This is a genomic window from Nonomuraea dietziae (genome assembly GCF_014195505.1).
GTDB lineage: Bacteria > Actinomycetota > Actinomycetes > Streptosporangiales > Streptosporangiaceae > Nonomuraea > Nonomuraea roseola.
This window is the reverse complement of sequence record NZ_JACIBV010000001.1, coordinates 6225582-6246725: the sequence shown is the minus strand read 5'-3', so window position 1 is coordinate 6246725 and position 21144 is coordinate 6225582. Positions and strand designations below refer to the sequence as shown.

The 21144-nt window shown below is 70.1% G+C and carries 19 protein-coding genes; 3 read left to right on the top strand and 16 right to left on the bottom strand.

Features of this window, described 5'->3' with window-relative positions:
* Window positions 1–21: 21 nt before the first annotated feature.
* From FHR33_RS29985 to FHR33_RS29950, 8 genes are all read right to left on the bottom strand, one after another.
* On the bottom strand, window positions 22–606 hold the full coding sequence (locus FHR33_RS29985) for a hypothetical protein (protein ID WP_183654704.1): 585 nt from the start codon (window positions 604–606) through the stop codon (window positions 22–24).
* Entirely contained in the window at window positions 603–1175 is a 573-nt protein-coding gene (locus tag FHR33_RS29980; RefSeq protein WP_183654702.1) for an RNA polymerase sigma factor, read from the bottom strand. Before FHR33_RS29980 ends, FHR33_RS29985 begins: the two co-directional genes overlap by 4 nt.
* Before the next feature lie 121 nt (window positions 1176–1296).
* Window positions 1297–2547, bottom strand: a complete 1251-nt coding sequence (locus FHR33_RS29975) for a beta-N-acetylhexosaminidase (RefSeq protein ID WP_183654700.1) — start codon at window positions 2545–2547, stop codon at window positions 1297–1299.
* Window positions 2544–3713 carry a Gfo/Idh/MocA family protein gene (locus tag FHR33_RS29970; protein WP_183654698.1) on the bottom strand — a complete coding sequence of 390 codons (1170 nt, stop codon included), beginning with the start codon at window positions 3711–3713 and terminating at the stop codon, window positions 2544–2546. The genes FHR33_RS29975 and FHR33_RS29970 overlap by 4 nt, the downstream gene beginning before the upstream one ends.
* Window positions 3714–3742: 29 nt before the next feature.
* Window positions 3743–5368, bottom strand: a complete 1626-nt coding sequence (locus FHR33_RS29965; RefSeq protein ID WP_183654696.1) for a type 2 periplasmic-binding domain-containing protein — start codon at window positions 5366–5368, stop codon at window positions 3743–3745.
* Window positions 5369–5389: 21 nt separating this feature from the next.
* A complete protein-coding gene (locus FHR33_RS29960) occupies window positions 5390–6271 on the bottom strand; it encodes a carbohydrate ABC transporter permease (protein WP_221241305.1) in 882 nt (293 codons plus the stop codon).
* Window positions 6268–7191 carry an ABC transporter permease gene (locus FHR33_RS29955; protein WP_221241304.1) on the bottom strand — a complete coding sequence of 308 codons (924 nt, stop codon included), beginning with the start codon at window positions 7189–7191 and terminating at the stop codon, window positions 6268–6270. The genes FHR33_RS29960 and FHR33_RS29955 overlap by 4 nt, the downstream gene beginning before the upstream one ends.
* 233 nt (window positions 7192–7424) lie before the next feature.
* Window positions 7425–8567, bottom strand: coding sequence for an ROK family transcriptional regulator (locus tag FHR33_RS29950; protein ID WP_183654692.1), 1143 nt, complete (start codon window positions 8565–8567; stop codon window positions 7425–7427).
* 139 nt (window positions 8568–8706) lie between these two features.
* Between FHR33_RS29950 and tdh the strand changes: the two genes are divergently transcribed.
* Both tdh and FHR33_RS29940 read left to right on the top strand, forming a co-directional pair.
* On the top strand, window positions 8707–9750 hold the full coding sequence (gene tdh, locus FHR33_RS29945) for an L-threonine 3-dehydrogenase (protein ID WP_183654690.1): 1044 nt from the start codon (window positions 8707–8709) through the stop codon (window positions 9748–9750).
* Window positions 9751–9963: 213 nt separating this feature from the next.
* On the top strand, window positions 9964–11136 hold the full coding sequence (locus tag FHR33_RS29940; RefSeq protein ID WP_183654687.1) for a glycine C-acetyltransferase: 1173 nt from the start codon (window positions 9964–9966) through the stop codon (window positions 11134–11136).
* A 49-nt stretch (window positions 11137–11185) separates the two neighbouring features.
* On the opposite strand, the gene FHR33_RS29935 is transcribed toward FHR33_RS29940, so the two are convergent.
* Window positions 11186–11563 carry a nuclear transport factor 2 family protein gene (locus tag FHR33_RS29935; RefSeq protein ID WP_183654684.1) on the bottom strand — a complete coding sequence of 126 codons (378 nt, stop codon included), beginning with the start codon at window positions 11561–11563 and terminating at the stop codon, window positions 11186–11188.
* 62 nt (window positions 11564–11625) lie between these two features.
* Here FHR33_RS29935 and FHR33_RS29930 point away from each other — a divergent pair, with 62 nt between their 5' ends.
* Window positions 11626–12507, top strand: a complete 882-nt coding sequence (locus tag FHR33_RS29930; protein WP_183654681.1) for a LysR family transcriptional regulator — start codon at window positions 11626–11628, stop codon at window positions 12505–12507.
* A gap of 190 nt (window positions 12508–12697) precedes the next feature.
* Here FHR33_RS29930 and FHR33_RS29925 read toward each other — a convergent pair whose 3' ends face one another.
* From FHR33_RS29925 to FHR33_RS29895, 7 genes are read right to left on the bottom strand one after another with little or no spacing between them, the layout of a single operon-like run.
* Window positions 12698–14293, bottom strand: coding sequence for a GTPase (locus tag FHR33_RS29925; RefSeq protein ID WP_183654678.1), 1596 nt, complete (start codon window positions 14291–14293; stop codon window positions 12698–12700).
* Window positions 14290–16164 carry an ABC transporter gene (locus tag FHR33_RS29920; protein WP_246452188.1) on the bottom strand — a complete coding sequence of 625 codons (1875 nt, stop codon included), beginning with the start codon at window positions 16162–16164 and terminating at the stop codon, window positions 14290–14292. The genes FHR33_RS29925 and FHR33_RS29920 overlap by 4 nt, the downstream gene beginning before the upstream one ends.
* A gap of 10 nt (window positions 16165–16174) precedes the next feature.
* Complete coding sequence (locus FHR33_RS29915; protein WP_183654661.1) at window positions 16175–16855, bottom strand: response regulator transcription factor; 681 nt, start codon at window positions 16853–16855, stop codon at window positions 16175–16177.
* 42 nt (window positions 16856–16897) lie between these two features.
* A complete protein-coding gene (locus tag FHR33_RS29910; RefSeq protein WP_183654657.1) occupies window positions 16898–18271 on the bottom strand; it encodes a HAMP domain-containing sensor histidine kinase in 1374 nt (457 codons plus the stop codon).
* Complete coding sequence (locus FHR33_RS29905) at window positions 18268–18969, bottom strand: response regulator transcription factor (RefSeq protein WP_246452186.1); 702 nt, start codon at window positions 18967–18969, stop codon at window positions 18268–18270. The genes FHR33_RS29910 and FHR33_RS29905 overlap by 4 nt, the downstream gene beginning before the upstream one ends.
* Before the next feature lie 26 nt (window positions 18970–18995).
* Entirely contained in the window at window positions 18996–20150 is a 1155-nt protein-coding gene (lhgD, locus tag FHR33_RS29900) for an L-2-hydroxyglutarate dehydrogenase (protein ID WP_183654653.1), read from the bottom strand.
* Window positions 20147–21109 (bottom strand): NAD-dependent epimerase/dehydratase family protein, encoded by a 963-nt coding sequence (locus tag FHR33_RS29895; RefSeq protein ID WP_183654651.1) that lies wholly within the window; start codon window positions 21107–21109, stop codon window positions 20147–20149. Before FHR33_RS29895 ends, lhgD begins: the two co-directional genes overlap by 4 nt.
* Between the last annotated feature and the right edge of the window lie 35 nt (window positions 21110–21144).

Below are 21144 nucleotides of genomic sequence, written 5' to 3'. Positions count from 1 at the left end.
GTTTCATCAATGAGAGTAATCCTAGGCGGGGTCCGGGCCCAGGGGGGCGCCGGGGTTGTCGACCAGGGTGCACTCGGCGACGGGGCCGTTGGAGATGCCCGACCACACGCCCGCGACCGCCCACCCGTCGTTCTGGTTGAACCCGAACTCCAGTACCGCCGTCTGCCCCTCCTTCACCGCGGCCGGGTCGATCGTGAAGGCCGACTCCTCCGTCGGCGGGAACACGGTCAGCTTCGCCTCCTCCCTCGGCACCCAGCTCGCGCTGCGCGGCTGCGGGCTGCAGCGCTTGCCGTTCGGGATGAAGTCGACGACGACCCTGAGCCCCATCTTCTCCAGGTCCGCCTGCAGGGCCTTGGGGTTCTTCGCTTCGTTGATGCTGATCTGGATGGTCCCGTCGGCGTTCCTGGTGATCGCGTAGGCGGGCGCGCCTCCACCGAACACCAGGGGTACGGCGACCGCCACGGCGGCGGCCAGTCCCAGCGCGGGTGCGAGCAGGCGGACGGGGCGCCGACGGGGTGTGGTCTGGATCTCGGTCATGACGAACTCCTTGAGTTGCCGGTGACGGCCCTCAGGAAGATCGCGCTCCACCGGGGTGAACTCGTTCATCGGATCTCCTTCAGCGGGCTCAGGTCACCATCTATCTGTCGCGACCGGGGTGGCGGTTCCAACCTGCTTCTGGCCCTGGACAACCGGGACTTCACGGTGCCGACGGGGATGCCCAGCGCCTCGGCCGCCTCGGCGTAGCCGAGCCCCGACCACACGCACAGCGCGAAGACCTCCCGCTCCTGGCGGCGCAGGCCGTCGTAGGCCGTCCGGACCGCGGCCAGGCGCTCGGTGTCGTCGAGCCGTCCGGCCACCTCGTCGGCGAAGTCGGGGACCGGATCGGGCCTCGGCATGTGCGCCATCGCGTCCCGGTGTCTGCGTACGGCCCGCCGCATGTTGCGCACCACGTTGGTGGCCACACCCAGCAGCCATGGGCGCAGCGACCCGCCGTCAGGGTCGATCCTCCGGCGCAGCCGCCAGGCTTCGAGGAAGGTCAGCGACAGCGCGTCCTCGGCGGCGGCCCAGTCGCCGAGCAGGCGGAAGGCATGGTTGTAGACGGAGCGCGCGTAGTCGTCGAAGAGCTGCGCGAAGGCTTCGGGATCTCCGTCACGTATCCGAGCACGAAATGGCATGTCCACACCTAGGACTGTCCGCGGACGGAGGCGGGTTCCCGCCGCATGAGGAATCCCGGCCACGGTTGCCGGGGCCGGGCTCGATGTCAGCCGCTGAGCTGATAGCGAGGGTGGTGTCGGGTCAGGCGTTCCACATCTTCCCCGCGAGGATGTCGAAGGTCGGCTCCACCAGCCGCCACACTTCCTGCTCGGTGTAGTCGGCCTCTGTCCGGTCGTTCCACACCGCCGACATGGCGCCGCGCAGCAGCGGGTGCTTCGGCTCGACCGTCATCCCCTCGGCGAAGACGTGCGGCTCCCACTCCCGTTCGAGGAAGTCCGCGTCCAGCCCCGTGGGGTGGTAGTAGTCGGCGAAGGGCACGATGTACAGCAGGCAGTCGTCGGTGTTGACGAAGCGGTAGCCGTCGCGCACCGCCGAGAGCGGGTCGTACCAGGCGGTGCTCCAGGTGTTGATGGTGACGTCGCGGTCGTAGCCCTCGGCGTCGCCGGTCATCCTGGTGAAGCTGCCCCACGCCCTCGGGTGCTTGCCGAGCGACCTGACGTGCGCCGCCATGGCGTTGAAGTAGTCGCGGAAGAGCTCGGGCGAGGAGAGGTACTCGTCGGCCCCGAAGTGCAGCTCGGGTCCGCGGAACCACGGGACGAACTCGTCGAAGACCTCCTTCATGAAGGCCGTCGTCTCGGGCCTGGACAGGTCGAGATGGTCGCCCGTCCCCAACTGCGGCCGGTAGCGCGTGAAGGCCAGGGAGTGCGCGGGCCCGTCGATCTCGGGGATGAGCGTGACGCCGTGCTCGGCCGCCAGGTCCTCGAAGGAGTCCCACTCGGCCCTGGTGTAGGCGCCGTCGGCGGAGGCCAGGCCGGGGAAGCGCTCACTGACCAGCCGGAAGCCGGCCTGCACGCCGTCCCATGGGCCGGTCCTGTCCTTGCGGAAGCCGTTGTCGTTGAGGTGGAGCTGCAGCTCGTTGAGCTTCAGCTCGCCCATCCGCACGATGAGGTCGCGGACGAAGCCCGGCGTGAAGAAGCGGCGGCCCACGTCGAGCATGAAGCCGCGCACCTCGTAGCCAGGCCAGTCCGCGCCCTCGCCCGCGGGGAGCTCGCCGTGCCTGTCGAGGTGCTGGAGCAGGGTGCGGGCGCCGTGGCGCAGGCCGCGCGGGGTGGGCGCGGAGACGGTCGCGCCGTCCTCGCCTACCGAGAGCAGGAAGCCCTCCTGCGCGAAGCGCTCGCCGCCCTCCGCGTCGACCAGCTCGGGGTCGAGGAGCAGCGTGATGTCGCCTGGCAGGGCGGGCAGGCCCAGCCGCGCACCCTCCGGGGTGAGCGAGCCGGGGCGCGGGCGCAGGACGCCCGCGCCCGGCTTCCACCGGCGTACCGCCGGTCTCACACCTGGCCTCGCTCGAAGTAGGCGATGAGCTCGAGGTCCAGCGGCGGCACGTCGTACGGCATGCCGCCGTCACGCAGCGACATCGTGGCCATGTACCCCGCCGCGACGCTCATCCTGGCCGCCACGGGAGAGGTGTCGGTGACGCCTCCCTCGCGCACGAACCTGTTGAACTCAGCGATGATGCCGGTGTCCGCCCCGCCGTGCGAGCCCTGCGCGTCCGGCACCTTGTAGGCGATGTCGCAGTCGTCGCGGTAGGAGGTGGGGCCGGTGTTCCAGACCTTCACCGTGTCGCCGGGGCCGTCGCCGAAGTTCTCCAGGCGGCCCTCCGTCCCGATGACCGTGTAGTTGCGCACGTAGTCGGGGCTGAAGTGGCACTGCTGGTAGGCGGCGATGACCCCGTTGTCGAGGCGCATGTTCATCACCGACACGTCCTCGACGTCGACGACGTGGTTGAGGTTCCTGCGCTCGGTGGGGGGCCACTCGAACTCCCTCAGCCACCCGTCGGGCCGCGGCGTGCCGGGCTCGCGTCGCGGCAGGTCGCCGTAGAGCATCAGGTCACCGAGCGCGTTGACGCGCGTGGTGTAGCCGCCCGCCAGCCAGTGGATGACGTCGAGGTCGTGCGCGGCCTTCTGCAGGAGCAGGCCCGTGGTGCGGGTGCGGTCCGCGTGCCAGTCCTTGAAGTAGTAGTCGCCGCCGTAGGAGACGAAGTGGCGCACCCAGACGGTCTTCGGCTCGCCGATGACGCCCTTCTGGATGATGTCGCGCATCAGGCGGACCACGCCCATGTGGCGCATGTTGTGCCCCACGTACAGACGGGTCCCTGTGCGCTTGGCGGTGCGCAGGATGTTGTCGCAGCCCTCGACCGTGATGTGCAGCGGCTTCTCCAGGTAGACCGCCTTGCCCGCCTCGAGCGCCTCGACCGCGATGCGCTCGTGGGTGTCGTCGGGCGTCATCACGATGACGGCGTCGATGTCCTTCCTGTCGAGCAGTTCGCGGTAGTCCTCTGTCAGGATGTCCGCCTCGAACTTCTCGGCCTGACGCTTGAGCACTGCCGGGTCGGAGTCGCACAGCGCGGCCACGACCGAGCCCTTGCCCGGCCGGTGCGCCGACAGCGCCAGGTTGGTTCGCAGCCCGAGGCCGATGACTCCGATGCGCAGGTCTTCCACTTCTGTCCTTTCCTCGACGTACGGCCGGGTCAGCCCTTGGCGATGGAGGCCTCGTACTCGGCCTTCATCGCGGCGCCGCCCTTGTCCATGTACTTCTTGACGAAGCTCTTCCACTCCGACAGCGGCTTGCGGCCGGTGACGAAGTCCACGATCGAGTCCGACGCCAGCGTGCTGAGCTCGCCGCTCTTCTGCGTGAAGGTGTCGGAGAAGTGACCCGTGGTGACGCGCTGCTGGAGCATCGGCGCGACCTTGGTCTCGAACTCGTGGATGAGCTTGGTGCGCTCGGGCTGACCCGGCAGGAACAGCGCCGAGGGCGAGCCGATGACGAACGAGATCGGCTGCTGGGTGGTGGGAACCTCGGTCCTGCCCTTGTCGGTGAAGGTGAGGTCGCCGTCCTTCTTGGTGAAGTGCGTGCCCTCGACGCCGAAGTTGACGAGCTGGTACTCCTCGGTGCCGAACGGCGCGGCCATGAAGTTCAGCACGCCGAGCAGCGTCTCGATGCGCGCCTTGTCGACCTTGTTGCTGATCGCGGTGAAGCCGACCGAGCCGAGACCCGCGTTGTAGACGGGCTTGGAGGAGGGGGTGGCGGCGAAGGGCACGATGGCGCCGAGGTTGTACTTCTGGGTCTTGGCGTCGTTGAGGAAGCCGGGGAAGGACTCGACGTAGGCGCCGATCTGACCGTTGGCGACCTTGTCCTTGATGGTGGCGAGGGCGGGGTCGGGCCAGAACAGGTTGGCCTGGAAGCACTTGACCGCGAGTTCGAGGGCGGCGAAGTACTCCTGGGTCTCGTACTGGTGGGTCAGCTTGCCGCCTTCGAGCTTCCACGTGTTCGGCGCGCCGTACCAGTGGCTGAACATGTGCACGTGGTTCACGTACGACGGCTCGAGCGGGTACTTGTTCTTCTTGACGTCGAGCAGCTGCTTCGTCTTCTCGAAGAAGTCGTCGGCGCTGGTGAAGTTCGTGCCGCCGACCGGCTGCCAGTAGTCCTGGTTGACGAGGAAGACCTGGCCGAACTTGCTGTAGGCCACGGCCACGCCGTAGAGCTTGCCGTCGGTGACGGCCGACTTCCACGCCACGTCGCCGAGGTTGGCCAGGTTCGGGTACTTCTTGATCGCGTCGCCGCTCAGGTAGGACGTGAGGTCGTGGAACTTGGCGGCCAGGAGCTCGGGCACGCGCTGCAGTCCCTGGTTCGGCGGGAACCACACCAGGTCGGGCAGGTCGTCACTGGCGATGATCGCGTTGAACTTGTCGGGGTAGCCGTCGCCGACCACGATGTTCATGTCCCACTCGGCGCCCAGGGCCTTGTTGAGCTCCTGCAGGTAGGCGCTCTGGCCGGGGGCGGGAGGGGCCACGTCCCAGGTCTGGGTGAGCGAGGTGACCTTCTTGCCGTCGCCGGGCGGGGTCGCCACCGACTTCACCAGCTCGGTCGGGTACTTCAGGTAGGCGGGGTCCTGACCGGCGTCGATGGGCAGGTCGGGGGTCGGGATCTTGGCGGCGGTGAAGGTGGGGAGCGCGAGCTTCTTCGACAGCTCCGCGCCGCCCTTCTTGGCGCCGGCCGCGCCGCCGCCCTCGCCCCCGCAGGCGGACAGACCGGCGACCGTGACGCCGGCGATGGCGAGTCCGAGGAAACCGCGACGGGACATGGTTGAGGACATGGATGTCTCCTGGGGGTGTGTTCAGCCCTTGATGGCGCCGGTCAGGACGCCCTTGGTGAAGTACTTCTGGAGGAAGGGGTAGACGAGCAGGATCGGGACGAGGGCGATGACCAGCACCGCCATCTGGACCGAGGAGGCGGGCAGGTCGCGCACGATCGCGACGTCGGAGCCCGCGGCGGCGTTACCCCTGAAGATGAACTGCCGCAGCACGACCTGGATGGGGTGCATCGACTGGTCGTTGAGGTAGAGGATCGCGTTGAAGAAGGTGTTCCAGTACGAGACCGCGTAGAACAGGCCGACCACGGCGATGACGGCCTTGGACAGCGGGATCGCGATGCGCCACAGCATCCGCCACTCGCTGCAGCCGTCCATCTTGGCCGCCTCGAACAGCTCGTCCGGCAGGTTCTGGAAGAACGCCCTGACCACGACCACGTTGAAGGCGTTGACCAGCACCGGCACGATCAGCGCCTGGTAGGTGTCGATCATGCCGAGCTCCTTGACCATCAGGTAGCTCGGGATCATCCCGGGGGTGAAGAGGAAGGTGGCCAGCACCATCAGCAGGATCGGCTTGCCGCCGAGCATGCCCCTGCGCGAGAGCGCGTAGCCGAGGAAGACCGTGCAGACCAGGCTCAGGGCGGTGCCGGCGAGCGTGATGCCGATGCTGATCAGCACCGAGCGGGTGACCGCGCCGCCTGAGAGGATCACGGCGTAGGCCTCGAAGGTCGGCTTCGAGGGGAAGAGCACGTAGGCGCCGCCGTTGGCGATGCTCTCCGCGCGGCCCATCAGGCTGGTGCCGAGCGCCAGGCCGAACGGGTACAGCACGGCCACGGTGATCGCGGTCAGGACCAGGAACTTCAGGGTGCGGCCCGCGATGGTCGGGCGCTCCATCCACGGTGGCCTCATCGGTAGATCCCCTGCTCTCCGAAGCGGTGTGCGAGCTTGTTCGCCGCGTAGATCAGCGCCGCGCCGATGAGGCCCTTCATGAGGCCGGCCGCGGTGCTCATGCCCCAGTCGCCGTCACGGATGCCGTGGTAGTAGACGTAGGTGTCGATCACCTCGGCCGCTCCTGCGCCGACCGCGTCCCTCTGCAGGACCATCTGTTCGAAGCCGACGGAGAGGATGTCGCCGAGGCGCAGGATCAGCATCATGAGGACCACCGAGCGGATGCCGGGCAGCGTCACGTGCCACAGGCGGCGCTTCCAGTCGGCGCCGTCGATCGCGGCGGCCTCGTAGTGGCTCATGTCGATGGCGGTGATCGCGGCCAGGAAGATGATCGTTCCCCAGCCGCAGTCCTTCCAGATCACCTGGGCCGTGACCAGCAGCTTGAAGGTGTCCGGGTTGGACATCAGGTTGCCGATGGTGATGCCGTGCGTGTTCAGGAAGCCGCTCACGGTGCCGGCGCCACCGATGACCTGCTGGAACATCGCGACGACCACGACCCATGACAGGAAGTGCGGCAGGTAGACCACCGACTGGATGAACCGCTTGACGCGGTGGCCGACCAGGGAGTTCAGCAGCAGCGCGAGCGCGATCGGCGCGGGGAAGTACAGCAGCAGCTGCAGCGCGGTGATCTGCAGCGTGTTGCTGACCGCGGACCAGAACTCCGGCTCCTCCAGGAGGGTGGCGAAGTTCTCCAGGCCCACCCACGGGCTGCCGTTGATGCCCAGGAACGGCGCGTAGTCCTTGAACGCGATCACGTTCCCGAGGAGCGGGACGTAGAAGAAGACCACGAAGTACAGGACTCCGGGCACGCACAGCGCCAGCAGGGTCCAGTCGCGCTTCAACCGGTCTCTGATGGTCCGTCGCTGCGGGCGAGTGTCCACCAGGACCTCCGCCCGGGCGGCTGCCGTGGATGCGACCACGTCTCACCTCCAAGTCAGAACGAGTTCGCCTGGAGGCTAGCGCCCATTTATGCAAGTAACTAGAGTAAATCTTGCTCGTACGGACATCCTGGACGAATCGATGCCCTCCGGCAATCGGCCCGTGATGGAAGAGTTATCTCGCTGACCTGCGAAGATGCCTCGAAGCCCGAGTTGGAGGGCTCGAGGAAGATTTTTCAAGCAGGCGGCGTAAAGAGCAGGCGGTCGGCGTGGTTGAGCGCCAGCCGTACGGCGCCGAGCATGATGCACTCGCTCCCGAGACCCGACGCCGTGACCTTGGGCGGGTAGAGGCAGTACTCGTCGAGCAGCTCCTGGATGGGGTCGACGAGCAGGTCGCCGGCGGAGGAGAGGCTGCCGCCGATCACCACCATCTCGGGGTCGAGCGGGTTCACCACGGGGATCAGCCCGGAGGCCAGTCCTCGCGCGAAGTCCCTGACCGCCTGGCCGGCGCGCTCGTCGCCGTCCCTGGCCCGCGAGATCGCGAACTCGGCACTCTGCCTGCTGGAGCGCAGCTCGCCGGGCTCGGCCGACATCGCGTAGTCCATCACGTGCCTGAAGGCCACCCAGTTGTCGTTGGGCTGCCTGCCGATCTCGCCTGAGGCCGCGTGCGACCCCCTGTACGGCACGCCGCCGATGAGCAGGCCCATGCCGATCCTGTTGCCGGTGAACAGGTAGACGACGTTGCTGCGTCCCTGCGCCGCTCCGCGCCAGTGCTCGGCGAGCACCGCGAGCCGCATGTCGTTCTCGACGACCACAGGGACGGGGAGCCTGGCCCCGAGCTCGGCCTGCAGATGCAGACCCGTCCAGCCGGGAAGGGCGATGCTCTTGACCACCCTGCCCTCGCCGTCGACGACGCCGGTGGTGCCCACGCCGACCGCGACCAGGTCGCCGACGGCGATCTCGGCGTCGGCGGCGGCCAGCCACACCTGCTCGACGGTGGCCGCGAGACGGTCGGGAGCGGCGGTGTCGGGCGCCAGCCTGCGCCTGCGCACCGACACGAGCCCGCCGTTGAGGTCGGAGACCGTGGCCCGCACGCCGGAATGGCCGATGCTGACGCCCACGACGTGCGCGGCGGAGGCGCGGAACCTGAAGCGGCGGGCGGGCCTGCCGCGCTGGCGGTCGCCCTGCTCCTCGACGCACTCCTCGGCCCAACCCTCGGCCAGCAGGTCGTCGACGACGCCCTCCGCGGTCGGTCTGGAGACCCGGGCGGCCCTGGCCAGCTCGGTCAGGGTGGCGTCCTCGGACGCCCGCATGATCCGCAGGATGGCGGCAGAGTTGAGCCTCCTCAGGAGGGACGCGTCACCGCTCACCTGTCTCATGATGGGCCATTCTATTTCAAAAGTTTCCTTCGAAAAACCGTGAAGATTCCCTGACGGGCACGTTAAGAAAACCTCGATGGACACGGAAGGTGATCACCGGCACAGTGCGTAAGGTTGTCAGGAGGGGGAAACGACCGTCATGAAAGCGCTGGTCAAGCAGAAGGCCGAGCCCGGCCTGTGGCTCGTCGACGTGCCCGAGCCCGTCGTCGGCCCTGGCGAGGTGAAGATCCGCGTGCTGCGCACCGGCATCTGCGGCACCGATCTCCACATCAGGAAGTACGACGACTGGGCGAAGAGCACGCTGACGCTGCCGCTCATCGTCGGGCACGAGTTCTCCGGCCAGGTGGTCGAGGTCGCCGAGGGCGTCGAGGACATCCAGGTCGGCGACCTGGTCAGCGGCGAGGGCCACATCGTCTGCGGGAAGTGCCGCAACTGCATGGCGGGCCGCAGGCACCTGTGCATCAACACGGTCGGGCTGGGAGTCAACCGCGACGGCGCGTTCGCCGAGTACGTAACTCTTCCCGCCTCCAACGTCTGGGTGCACCGCATCCCCGTCGATCCCGACATCGCGGCGATCTTCGACCCCTTCGGCAACGCCGTGCACACCGCGCTGTCCTTCCCGATGGTCGGCGAGGACGTCCTGGTCACCGGGGCGGGCCCCATCGGGCTGATGGCCGCCGCCGTCGCCACGCACGTGGGCGCGCGCAACGTCATGATCACCGACGTGAGCCCCGAGCGCCTCGACCTGGCGGGCAAGCTGGGCGTCAGCCTCGCGCTCAACGTCGCCCAGAGCTCCATCGCCGACGGCGTGAAGCAGCTGGGCATGCGCGAGGGCTTCGACGTCGGCCTGGAGATGTCAGGGCACCCGCAGGCCATGCGCGACATGATCGCGAACATGACCCACGGCGGCAGGATCGCCATGCTGGGCCTGCCCTCCGAAGAGTTCGCCATCGACTGGTCCACGGTCGTCACCTCGATGATCACCATCAAGGGCATCTACGGCCGCGAGATGTACGAGACCTGGTACAACATGTCGGTCCTGCTGGAGAAGGGGCTCGACCTCTCTCCGGTGATCACCGACAGGTTCTCCTACCGCGACTTCGACGCCGCCTTCGACACGGCGGCCAGTGGCCGTACCGGCAAGGTCATCCTCGACTGGAGCGACGCCGCGCCCCGCGCGTGACCGCTTGCCGTACCCACCGAAGGGCCCCGGCGGCCACCGGTGGCGACCTCGGACGGGGCCCCGAAGGCCCCGACCTGCGACCGGGGAGAGGGTCGCGCGGACCGCGGGGTACGACCCCATCGGGCCGATCCCGAAGGCCCCACCTGCGACCAGGGAAAGTGCCGCGCGGACCGCGGGGTGCGACCTCCCCCTCAGAAGAGATAGGAGCGTGTGATGTTCGGAAAGACGCGGGATGACCTGCGGGCGACGCTGGACGAGATCACCTCGGCCGGGCTGCTCAAGCCCGAAAGGGTCATCACCACCCCGCAGAGCGCCACGGTCGGCGTCGCGGGCCGCGAGGTGCTGAACTTCTGCGCCAACAACTACCTCGGGCTCGCCGACAATCCCGAGGTCGTCGAGGCCGCCAAGCAGGCGCTCGACCGCTGGGGCTTCGGCATGGCCTCGGTGCGGTTCATCTGCGGCACCCAGGAGGTGCACAAGGAGCTGGAGTCACGCCTTTCCGACTTCCTCGGCATGGAGGACACCGTCCTCTACAGCTCGTGCTTCGACGCCAACGGCGGCGTCTTCGAGACGCTGCTCGACGCGCAGGACGCGGTGATCTCCGACGCGCTCAACCACGCCAGCATCATCGACGGCATCAGGCTCTCCAAGGCCCGCCGCCTGCGCTACGCCAACCGCGACATGGCCGAGCTCGAGGCCAGGCTCAAGGAGGCGTCCGACGCTCGGCGCACGCTGATCGTGACCGACGGCGTGTTCTCCATGGACGGCTACGTGGCGCCGCTGCGGGAGATCTGCGACCTGGCCGACCAGTACGGCGCGATGGTCATGGTGGACGACTCCCACGCGGTCGGCTTCGTCGGCCCGACCGGTCGCGGCACCCCCGAACTGCACGGGGTGACCGACAGGGTCGACATCATCACCGGCACCCTGGGCAAGGCCCTCGGCGGGGCCAGCGGCGGCTACGTGTCGGCCCGCAAGGAGATCTGCGACCTGCTGCGCCAGCGCTCGCGCCCCTACCTGTTCTCCAATTCGCTCGCCCCGGTGATCGCCTCGGCGTCACTGCGCATCCTCGACCTGCTGGAGACCTCCAGCGAGGCTCGCGAACAGCTGCGCGCCAACACCACGCGCTTCCGCACGAAGATGACCGAGGCGGGCTTCGACGTCCTGCCCGGCGACCACCCGATCGCACCCGTCATGATCGGCGACGCCGCCGAGGCGGGCGCCATGGCCGAGCGCCTTCTCGAGCAGGGCATCTACGTGATCGGGTTCTCCTACCCTGTGGTGCCGCACGGCCAGGCGCGCATCCGCGTGCAGCTGTCGGCCGCGCACTCGGCCGAGGACGTCGACCGTGCCGTCGAGGCCTTCATCGCCGCCAGGTCCGCCTGACAGGGCGCGGCACCCGAAGAGCCCACCGGTCACGGGCCGGTGGGCTCGCTCACATCCGCTGCACGTAGGCCGCCCGCCACTCCGGCGAGGGGTCGGATCCCAGCTCCGTCCAGTATTCACGGCCGGTGACGATCCTGCCCTTCTCGATCGTCCAGAACGACGCCACGCGGTGGACGCCCATCGTCTCGTGCGGGACCTCCACCTCCGAGACGACCGAGTCGCCGTCGGCCACGACGCGCAGCACCCTGATCGACCACCCTTCGGGATACTCCGCGTTGACGCGGACGAAGTGGTCGCGGCCCACGATGCGCTCGCCGCTGACCGGCCACTCGACCACCAGCTCGTCGGCGAGCAGGGCGCCGAGCCCTTCCCAGTCGCGGGCCTGCATGCGGTCCCAGAACTCCTGAACGACCTTCGATGGCTCCATGGGCCGCATCCTGCCAGAGCCGACCGACAGGAACCGGCCGCCAGGCAGGTGACAATGGGCGGGTGATTGACACTCGCCGGCTGCGGACCCTGCGCGCGGTGGCCGACCATGGCACGGTGACCGCGGCGGCCGCCGCGCTGCACCTGACACCTTCCGCCGTCTCCCAGCAGCTCGGCGCGCTGGAGCACGAGGTCGGACACCGGCTGTTCGCCCGCGACGGCAGGGGCATCAGGCTCACCGCGGTAGGGCGCATCATGCTCGGGCACGCCGACGAGGTCCTAGCCCAGCTCGAACGCGCCGAGGCCGAGGTGGCCGCCTACACCACCGGCTCGGCGGGTGAGGTGTCGGTGGCCTCGTTCGCCACCGCGATCAGCGCGGTGCTCGCGCCCGCCGTGCGCGCGCTGCGGCTCAGCGCCCCCGCGCTGAAGATCAGGGTGCTCGACGCGGAGGGCGACCGCGGTCTCACCATGCTGCTCGACGACCAGGCCGATCTGGCGATCGCGGTGGAGTACAGGGGTGCGCCCGACGACCAGCGTCTCACCCGCATCCCGCTCTACGCCGAGCCGTTCGACCTGCTGCTGCCCCACGAGCACGCCCCTGCCTCGACGCTGGCGGAGCTGGCGGGCGACGACTGGATCGGCCCCTACCCCGGCAATCCGGTCCACGACGTGATCACCTTCGCCTGCGAGAGAGAGGGCTTCACGCCCGGCTTCGCCCACTCCTCCGACGACTTCCGCGCGGTCGTCGCCCTGGTCGGAGCGGGGGCGGGCGTGGCGCTCGTGCCCAGGCTCGCGCTGCGCGACCTCGACCTGTCGGGCGTGATCGTCCAGCGGATCCCCGGGCCCGAGCGCCGTGTCTTCGCCGCCGTCCGCAAGGGCGCCGACCTGCATCCCCTGCTCCGCCCGCTGCTCACCACGCTGACGGCGAGCCATCCCCTGGACTGAGCCGCCCAGGGCGTCACCTCTCGCACTCCGCGGCGTGGCCGAGATGCTCGGCGGTCAGGCGGAAGGCCGGATGGTCGCTGTAGACCTGCTCGTCGAGCGTGAGCGCATCGACCGCGTGATCAGGGATCCGGTGCGCTCGCGTGACGTCTCGACCAGGTCATCACCGAGGCGCGCGACACCGTGGGTCCCCTCATGAGCGGGCGACACCCAGCGCCTCGGTGAAGCTCCGGTACCTGTCGAGCTCCTCGGACACGGGCCCGAGCACCAGCCGGCCGCCGACCTCGCCGACCCCCTCCCTCAACGCCTTGGCCACCTTCCTCGCCCTGCGGCGCCCGCCCGCCCACGCGGCGATCCTCGAGAGCAGCGCGATCAGCACCCCTGCGACCGCCCCGCCGATCAGCAGCACGGTCGGCCACGGCACCTCCACCACCGTGGGCAGCGGCGGATCGGGCAGCCGCAGGTAGGTCAGGACGAACAGCACGCTGAGCCAGACCGCGCCGAGCACCGTCGCCGCGAACACCATCCACTGCAGCCCGCCGATCACGGCCCACCATCGTGGCCTTCGCGCGGCGCCGGCCGACTTCGTGGCCACCACCCTGTCGAGCGCCCCTGCCAGGTCGTCGTCGTGGGAGCGGGCCGCATGCCGTACGGCCGCCGCCCACGGCTCCGGCAGGTCGCGCGCGGCCGCCTCGCCGACGTCCCTGATCGCCGTCTCCATCCGCGCCTTCTGCACGGCGGAGGGCTGGGGCACGGAGGTCCTGCCCACGATCTCGCCGCGCGCACCCGAGCCGATGCCGAGCCTGCGCAGCGGATCGGGCCTGAACTTGCGCATCCACCTCGTCATCGGCCAGCCGGTCGCGGCCACCGCCCTGTGCGTGTGCGCCTTCGCGACCGCTTCCACCACCAGCGGCACGCCCGCGGCCTCGGACAGCGCCCGCGTGAGCCGTCCGCCGTCGGGTGTGCCGACGGAGACGGCCTCGTCGCCGGCTGTCGAGAGGCGAGCGGCGGCGGTGGAGACGTCGGCCGACAGGCGTTCGGCCCACGACCTGCGCCGGGAGACGCGCTCCTCCAGCAGGCCGCGCAGCTCTGGCAGGCCCTTGCCCGTGCGCGCCGAGGCGCCCAGCACGGGAACTCCGGCAAGGCCGTCCTCCTCAAGAAGGCGGCGCAGGTCGGCCAGGCAGCGTTCGGCCTGGGTCGCGGAGAGGCGGTCGATCTGGTTCAGCACCACCACCATCACCTCGCTGTGGCGCGACAGCGGGCGCAGGTAACGCTCGTGCAGCGCGGCATCGGCGTACTTCTGCGGGTCCACCACCCACACCAGGAGGTCGACCAGCTCCACCAGCCGGTCCACCTCCAGGCGGTGGGTCAGCTCGATCGAGTCGTGGTCGGGCAGATCGAGCAGCACGAGGCCCGGCAGGTCGCCTTCCGCCTCCACCTCGTGGCGGTGCGGCACGTCGAGCCAGGTCAGCAGCGCCCCTGCGCCCTCGCCATCCCACAGCGCGGCCTGGGCCGTCGAGGTGGTCGGCCTGGTGACGCCCACGGCGGCCAGGTCGCGCCCTGCCAGGGCGTTGAACAGCGACGACTTGCCGCTGCCCGTGGCGCCCGCGAGCGCGGCCACCGTGTGGTCGACCGAGAGGCTGCGCCGTTCGCCAGCCCGCTCGGACACCTCCCTCGCCTGTGCCACGAGCTCCTGAGGGAGCCTGCCCTCGGCCAGCCTGGCCGCTTCCAGCAGGGCCGTCAGCCGGTCGTCCAGCGAGGGGCCTTCCTTGCGCCGCAGCAGCTTCACTCGCCCTCCCTCACGCCGGAGACGTCATCGGCAGGAGCGACCCTCGGGGGCGGCTCCGCCGGAGCCGTTCCAGGGGGCGACTCCGCCGGAGCGGTTCTCGGAGGTGGCTCGGGCGAGCCGGCCTCGGTTCTCCGGGGTGGCTCGGGCGAGCCGGCCTCCGGTCGTTCGCCGCCCGGCAGCTCGCTCTGGTGGTCGCGCACCGCCCGCTCCGCCGCCAGCAGCGCGGCAGCCGTGTCGGCCGACACCGAGACCCCTTCCAGCAGTTCGGTGAACCTGGCCGCCTCCTCGTCGAGCAGCCCCTTCACCCTGGCCCGCAGATCGTCCCTGGCCATGGCGGTCAGCGTGCGCACCGCCTGGTCACCGAAGATCGCCTCCAGCACCTTCTGCGACAGCACCGACGTGCCGCCCGCGATGCCCACCTCGATGCCCGTCAGCCCTCCGGTGGAGGCGAAGACCGCCAGCATGAGCAGCAGCCCCGCCCCGTTGACCCCGAAGGAGGCCACGCGAGCCGTGGTGCGCCGCGACGCGCCCTCCTGCCTGACCAGGTCGAGGACGTAGGCCTGCCAGCCCCTCACCACGTCGTCGTAGTCGAGCCCCGACGAGGCCCTGCCGAGCTTGGCGGCCCGCACCGCCCCCGCCCGCTCCAGCAGGTCGCGGCCGCCGGGCGCGGCGCTCCAGCCCTCGAGCGCCCGCTCCGCCGCTCCGTCGGCCGCCCCTCTGATCAGCGAGGCGACGCCGCTCTCAAGCGCGACCCGCAGCCTGGCCTGGGGCGCCTGCCGTCCGGTGAACAGCGCGGAGACCCGGTCGCGCAGCCAGCCGACGCGCGACTCCAGCGACCGCATGAGGTCGCCCGTGCCGATGAAGTCCTGCCACCTGGCCATCACCTCGCCGCGCAGCAGCGACCCGTCGCGCATGCCCTCGTCGAAGGTGGCCATCCCGCCCGAGTAGGCGGAGGAGACGATCTCGGCCAGCCTGTCGGCGCCCTCCCGCTGCCGTTCGACGGCCGTGGCCAGGGCGGGCACCCTGGTCGCCAGGCTGTCGAGCGCCCCGGCGAGCGTCTGCCTGACGACGTCGGCGCGGGCCTGCGAGGAGGCGGCGAGACCGGCCAGCCAGGAGACGATCGGCTCCACCGAGCCTTCGGGAAGCCTGCCGTTCTCGCTCAGGAGCACCGCCTCGGGCACGGTGAACAGCGGCGTGCCCGCCAGCCCGTTCTCCTCGAGCAGCCGCCTGAGGTCGGCGGAGACCGGATCGACGGCGTCGGGCGGCACCCTGTCCAGGATGATCGCGAGCGCCGCGCTCCTCTCTCTGGCCGAGCGCAGGAAGCTCCACGGCACCTCGTCGGCGTAACGGGCGGCGGTGGTGACGAACAGCCACAGGTCGGCGGCGGCCAGCAGCTGCGTCGCGAGAGTCCTGTTGGCGGTCACGACCGAGTCGATGTCGGGCGCGTCCAGCAGCGCCAGCCCGGGAGCCAGCGTGGGCACGGGCACCACGCGCAGCGTCCCGGGATCGCCCGACGACCCCGTCACGCGGGGCAGCCCGGGCAGCACCTCGAGCGACATGAACCACGCGGTGTCGTCAGGGCTGACCGCCAGCGTCGGCGCCAGCGTGGTGGGCCGCAGCACACCCGGCTCGGAGACGTCGGCCCCGACCAGGGAGTTGACCAGCGTCGACTTGCCCGCGCCCGTCGATCCTCCCACCACCGCGAGCAGCGGGGCGTCGAGCGTCAGCAACCGTGGTAGCAGGTAGTCGTCCAGCTGCCCCGTCAACTCGGTCAGCGCGCGCCTGTCGGCCTCCACATCACCGATGGCCAACGGGAACAGATCGGCCGAGAGCAGGCGCCGCAGTGACCGCAATGCCTCGAGGAGGTCCATAACCTCCACGCTAGTCGGGTGGTGGCTCCCTGAGCACGTAGCCGACGCTGCGGAGCGTGTGGATGAGTCGCGGCTCCACGTCGTCCACCTTGCGACGCAGGTACGACACGTACGACTCGACCACGCCCGCGTCGCCGCCGAAGTCGTAGTTCCAGACGTGGTCGAGGATCTGCGCCTTGGACAGCACCCGTCCCGCGTTGGCCATGAAGTAGTGCAGCAGCTTGTACTCCGTCGGCGACAGGTGCACCTGCCGCTCGCCGCGCCACACCTCGCGCTCGGCCTCGTCCAGCACGAGATCGGCCACCTGCAGCCGGGCGCCGCCGCCCGACTCCCCCCGCGTACGGCGAAGCACCGCCTGCACCCTGGCCAGCACCTCCTCCAGGCTGAACGGCTTGGTCACGTAGTCGTAGCCGAGCCCGAGCCCCGTCAGCTTGTCGTCGGCGGCGTCGCGCGCGGTCAGGAACAGCACGGGCGCGTCCAGCCGCCTGGCCACCTCGAACCCGTCCAGGTCGGGCAGCATCACGTCGAGCACCACGAGATCGGGCTTGACCCGCTCGGCGATCTCCACGGCCTCCAGGCCGTCGGCCGCGGTCAGCACCTCGAAGCCGGAGAAGCGCAGGCTGGCGGAGAGCAGGTCGCGGATGCTCGGCTCGTCGTCCACCACCAGGATCAGCGCCTCAGGTGTGTTCACACCTGCCAGGGTGCCCGAGGAGGCTGAGAGAAAGCTGAAGGCTTACTCAGGGGCGAGTGGGAGTTCGACGCGGAAGACGCTGCCCTCGCCGGGCACGCTGTCGACGACCACGCTGCCGCCGTGCGCCCGCACCAGCGCCTCGACGATGGCCAGGCCCAGGCCGCTGCCCCTGTCGTCCTCCGAGCGGCGGGCGCGGGCGGAGTCGGCGCGGTAGAAGCGCTCGAAGACCCGCTCGGCCTGCTCGGGCGTCAGCCCCGGCCCCTTGTCGACCACTTCGAGGAAGGCGGTCTCGCCCGAGGCTCCGACCCTGATCGTGACGGGGGTGTCGCCCGGGGTGTGGGTGAGCGCGTTGGACATGAGGTTGCCGATGACCTGGCGCAGCCGTACCTCGTCGCCCGAGACGATCAGGGCGGCGCCGCCGACGACCTCCAGCGAGATGCCCCTGTCGGGGGCCAGGATGCGGGCGTCGTGGACGGCGTCGGCGGCCAGCGCCAGCATGTCCACGGGCCGCATCTGCAGCGGGCGCTGCTGGTCGACCCTCGCGAGCAGCAGCAGGTCGTCGACCAGCAGGCTCATCCGGCCCGCGGCGCGCTCGACGCGGTGCAGCATCTCGGCGGGGTCGGCGTCGGGGTTCTGCCTGGCGTACTCCGCGAAACCCTTGATGGTCGTCAGCGGGGTGCGCAGCTCGTGGGCGGCGTCGGCGACGAAGCGCCGCATCCGCTCCTCCGACCTGCTCGCGGCGTTCTCCGAGGCGGTCCTCGCGGCGAAGGCCGACTCGATCTGGGCCAGCATGCCGTTGAGCGCGCGGGCCAGGCGTCCCACCTCGGTGTGCGGGTCGCCGTCCGGCACCCTTCTGCCCAGCTCGCCGCCCGCGATGGCCTCGGCCGTACGCTCGATCTCGGCGAGCGGGCGCATGCTGCCGCGCACCGCGGAGACGCCCACGACGGCGAGGATCAGCAGGATGCCGCCGCCGCCGAGCAGCTCGATGAGCGCCAGCCTGCGGGTGATCTGGGTGACCTCGTCGAGGTCCACGGCGACCAGCACGCTGCCGCTCTGCGGGCCGCGCACCAGCTGGACCCGCCACTCGCCGTCACCGGAGACGGCCGGGACGGTCGTGGCGACAGCGGGAGGCGGATCGGGCACGACAGGCCTGGGCCTGTTGTCGGCGTCGAGCCCGCTGAGCCATGGCCCGCCGGCTCTGATGATCGCGTCGGGCTCCAGGACGAGATTCTTCAGGCCTGGCGAGCCCTTGTGCTGGATGCGGATCAGCGCCCTGGTGGCCACCACCGAGATCTGGGTGTCCACCCTGTCGATGAGGTAGTTGTGCAGCACCGAGACGCTCAGCACGCCGATGAAGGTGAAACCGAACGCCAGCAGCGCCAGCGTCGCGGCGATGAGCTTGATCCTGAGCGTCATGACTCGGGAGGGCTGCGCAGCACGTATCCCACACCGCGCAGGGTGTGGATGAGACGCGGTTCCCTGTTGTCGATCTTGCGGCGGAGCACCGACACGTACGACTCGACGATGCCCACCTCGCCCCTGAAGTCGTAGTCCCAGACGTGGTCGAGGATCTGCGGCTTGGACAGCACCCTGCCGGAGTTGGCCATGAGGTAGCGCAGCAGCTTGAACTCGGTCGGCGACAGCGAGACCGGCCTGCCGCCCCTCCAGACCTCGTGGCTCTCCTCGTCGAGCTCGATGTCGGCGAAGGTGAGCCGCGGCGGCGGCGCCTGCGGATCGCCCGAGGTACGGCGGAGCACCGCGCGGATCCGCGCCACGACCTCCTCCAGGCTGAACGGCTTGGTGACGTAGTCGTCGCCGCCGATCGTCAGCCCTCTGATCTTGTCCTCGGTCTCGTCACGGGCGGTGAGGAACACCACGGGGGTGCCCTGCCCGCTGCTGCGCAGCCTGCGCACGACCTCGAACCCGTCGAGGTCGGGCAGCATCACGTCGAGCACGACGAGGTCGGGCCTGTGCCGCTGGACGGCACTGACCGCATCGAGACCGTTCTTGGCGGTCGACACGTCGAAACCCGCGAACCTCAGGCTCGCGGCGAGTAGCTCGAGGATGTTCGGCTCGTCCTCGACGATCAGCAGGCGTGCTTCCACGGCGTCCATAGTGGCCATCACATCTAAGAATGCCCTTAACGGGCGAGTGCTGGGACAATCCCCGCGATATGCCTTGCGATCGCGAGGCTGGAGGTGGCGGCGGGCGAGGGGGCGTTGCGCACGAGCGCGACGCGCCCGTGGACGTCGACCACGAAGTCGTCGACCATGCCGCCGTCGCGCGAGACCGCCTGGGCGCGAACCCCTCCTTCGGTTCGCTCCAGGTCGCTTCCTGCGATGGCGGGGACGTAGCGCCTGGCCGCGCGGACGAACGCGCCCTTGACGGCCGAGCCGTACAGCTCGGCGAGCCCGGTGCGCCAGTGCTTGACGGCCAGGCGGCGGGTGCCGGGCCAGGTGAGTAACGCGCGCACGTCACCGAGCACCGCGTTGGGTCCGACCAACACCTCGCCGTCGATCCTGCGGGTGAGGTGGATGCCGAGGAACGGGTAGCGGGGGTCGGGCACCGGGTAGATCAGGCCGCGCACCAGGTCCTTGGCCGACCCCGCGAGGGCGTAGTACTCGCCCTTGAAGGGGACGATCCGCACCTGGCCCGGGTGGCCCGCCATCTTCGCGACCGCGTCGGTGCCGAGCCCCGCGCAGGCCACGACGGCGTCGAAGGCGAACTTCCTGCGCCCCGCCAGCACCTCCACCTGGGTGGCGCTCTCGCGCAGCGCCCTGACCCGCTGGCCGAGCCGTACCGACCCGCCCAGCTCCGCGACGTCCTGCGCCAGCCTGCGGGCGACGGCGGGGAAGTCGGTGATCGCGGTGTGCGGCGAGTGGACGGCGGCGACGCCGACCGCGTGCGGCTCGATCTCGCGCAGGCCGAGCGCGTCGAGCTCGGCGATGTCCGGCACGCCGTTGGCCCTGGCCCGCTCGGCCAGCGCGCGAAGGGCGGGCCGCTCGGCGCCGGTGGAGGCCACCACCAGCTTGCCCACCTCCTCGTACGGCAGGCGGTGCTCGGCGCAGTAGGCCCTCAGCAGCGCCGCGCCCTCCCTGCACAGCGTCGCCTTGAGCGAGCCTGGCTGGTAATAGATGCCGGCGTGGACGACGCCGCTGTTGTGGCCCGTCTGGTGCGCCCCGACCCTGTTCTCGCCCTCGAACACGGTCACCTCGGCGCCCCTGCCGCGCGCGAGCTCCCTGGCGACGGCCAGGCCGATGATGCCCGCTCCGATGACGCCGATCCGCTCTGTCATGAGGTCAAGTGTCCTTCAGCGACGAGCCAGCGCACGGTGTCCGCCACGCTCTCCTCCACGGGTCTGAGTGTCAGCCCCAGCTCCTGGAGCGTGCGGGTGTCGTCGGTCGGCACCAGGGTGAGCATGAGGTCGGCGGCGTCGCGAGTCAACGGGTGGTCGATGGGGGCCACGCGCTTCAGCAGGTCGAGGCTCGAGCCCGCCGCCCTCAGCAGCCCACCGGGCATCCTCAGCCGCCTGACCCGGCGCCCCGTGACCTCCTCGCAGACCGCCGCCACCCGCTCCCAGGTCAGGTAATGCCCCCCGAGCATGTACCTGCGGGCGCCCTGGCCGGGCCTGAAGCACCTGGCCAGCGCCATGGCCAGGTCGCGCACGTCGAGCACGCTCACCCCGCCGGGCACGATCGGCCAGCCCTGCCGCAGCCCCGCCCTGAAACCCTCGTTGAGGGTGTCGAGCGTGGGCTGGTCAGGGCCGATGACGCCGCCGGGATAGACGATCGTCACGCCGTCGAGGTCTCTGGCGTAGCGCTCGCCGTACAGCTTGGTCTGGCCGTAGGCGCCGCGCGGTCTGGCCAGCGGGCTGTCCACCGTGAGCACCGGCTCGCTCGGCGGCACGAACACCGCGACGCTGGAGACGTGCACGACCGGGTCGAGGCCCAGATCCACGGCCTGCGCCAGCACGTTCTTCAGCCCGCGCACGTTGGCGCCGCCCAGGTCCACGTCACGTCCCGTGACGCCCATGTCGGCGGCGGTGTGCAGGACCGCGTCACACTGCTCCAACGCCTTGCGTACGGCGTCGGCGTCCCTGATGTCGGCCTCGTAGAGGACACCGGGCACCTTGAAGATCTTCCGCGCCTTCTCCGGGTTCCTCACCAGGAGAAGGCATTCATGACCCGTCTGACGCAAAGCGGTGACCGCATGCGAACCAACGAAGCCCGACGCACCGGTCACCAACACGCGCATGGCCTGGAAGCTAGCGCTTGGACGTTTCCCACCTC

What these genes read in the sequence shown, in the direction of transcription:
- FHR33_RS29920 (WP_246452188.1), bottom strand. Translation starts at nt 16,164, where the DNA reads ATGGACCTCCTCGAGGCATTGCGGTCACTGCGGCGCCTGCTCTCGGCC.
- FHR33_RS29965 (WP_183654696.1), bottom strand. Translation starts at nt 5,368, where the DNA reads ATGTCCTCAACCATGTCCCGTCGCGGTTTCCTCGGACTCGCCATCGCC.
- FHR33_RS29940 (WP_183654687.1), top strand. Translation starts at nt 9,964, where the DNA reads ATGTTCGGAAAGACGCGGGATGACCTGCGGGCGACGCTGGACGAGATC.
- FHR33_RS29905 (WP_246452186.1), bottom strand. Translation starts at nt 18,969, where the DNA reads ATGGACGCCGTGGAAGCACGCCTGCTGATCGTCGAGGACGAGCCGAAC.
- FHR33_RS29985 (WP_183654704.1), bottom strand. Translation starts at nt 606, where the DNA reads ATGAACGAGTTCACCCCGGTGGAGCGCGATCTTCCTGAGGGCCGTCAC.
- lhgD (WP_183654653.1), bottom strand. Translation starts at nt 20,150, where the DNA reads ATGACAGAGCGGATCGGCGTCATCGGAGCGGGCATCATCGGCCTGGCC.
- tdh (WP_183654690.1), top strand. Translation starts at nt 8,707, where the DNA reads ATGAAAGCGCTGGTCAAGCAGAAGGCCGAGCCCGGCCTGTGGCTCGTC.
- FHR33_RS29980 (WP_183654702.1), bottom strand. Translation starts at nt 1,175, where the DNA reads ATGCCATTTCGTGCTCGGATACGTGACGGAGATCCCGAAGCCTTCGCG.
- FHR33_RS29935 (WP_183654684.1), bottom strand. Translation starts at nt 11,563, where the DNA reads ATGGAGCCATCGAAGGTCGTTCAGGAGTTCTGGGACCGCATGCAGGCC.
- FHR33_RS29960 (WP_221241305.1), bottom strand. Translation starts at nt 6,271, where the DNA reads ATGAGGCCACCGTGGATGGAGCGCCCGACCATCGCGGGCCGCACCCTG.
- FHR33_RS29950 (WP_183654692.1), bottom strand. Translation starts at nt 8,567, where the DNA reads ATGAGACAGGTGAGCGGTGACGCGTCCCTCCTGAGGAGGCTCAACTCT.
- FHR33_RS29895 (WP_183654651.1), bottom strand. Translation starts at nt 21,109, where the DNA reads ATGCGCGTGTTGGTGACCGGTGCGTCGGGCTTCGTTGGTTCGCATGCG.
- FHR33_RS29910 (WP_183654657.1), bottom strand. Translation starts at nt 18,271, where the DNA reads ATGACGCTCAGGATCAAGCTCATCGCCGCGACGCTGGCGCTGCTGGCG.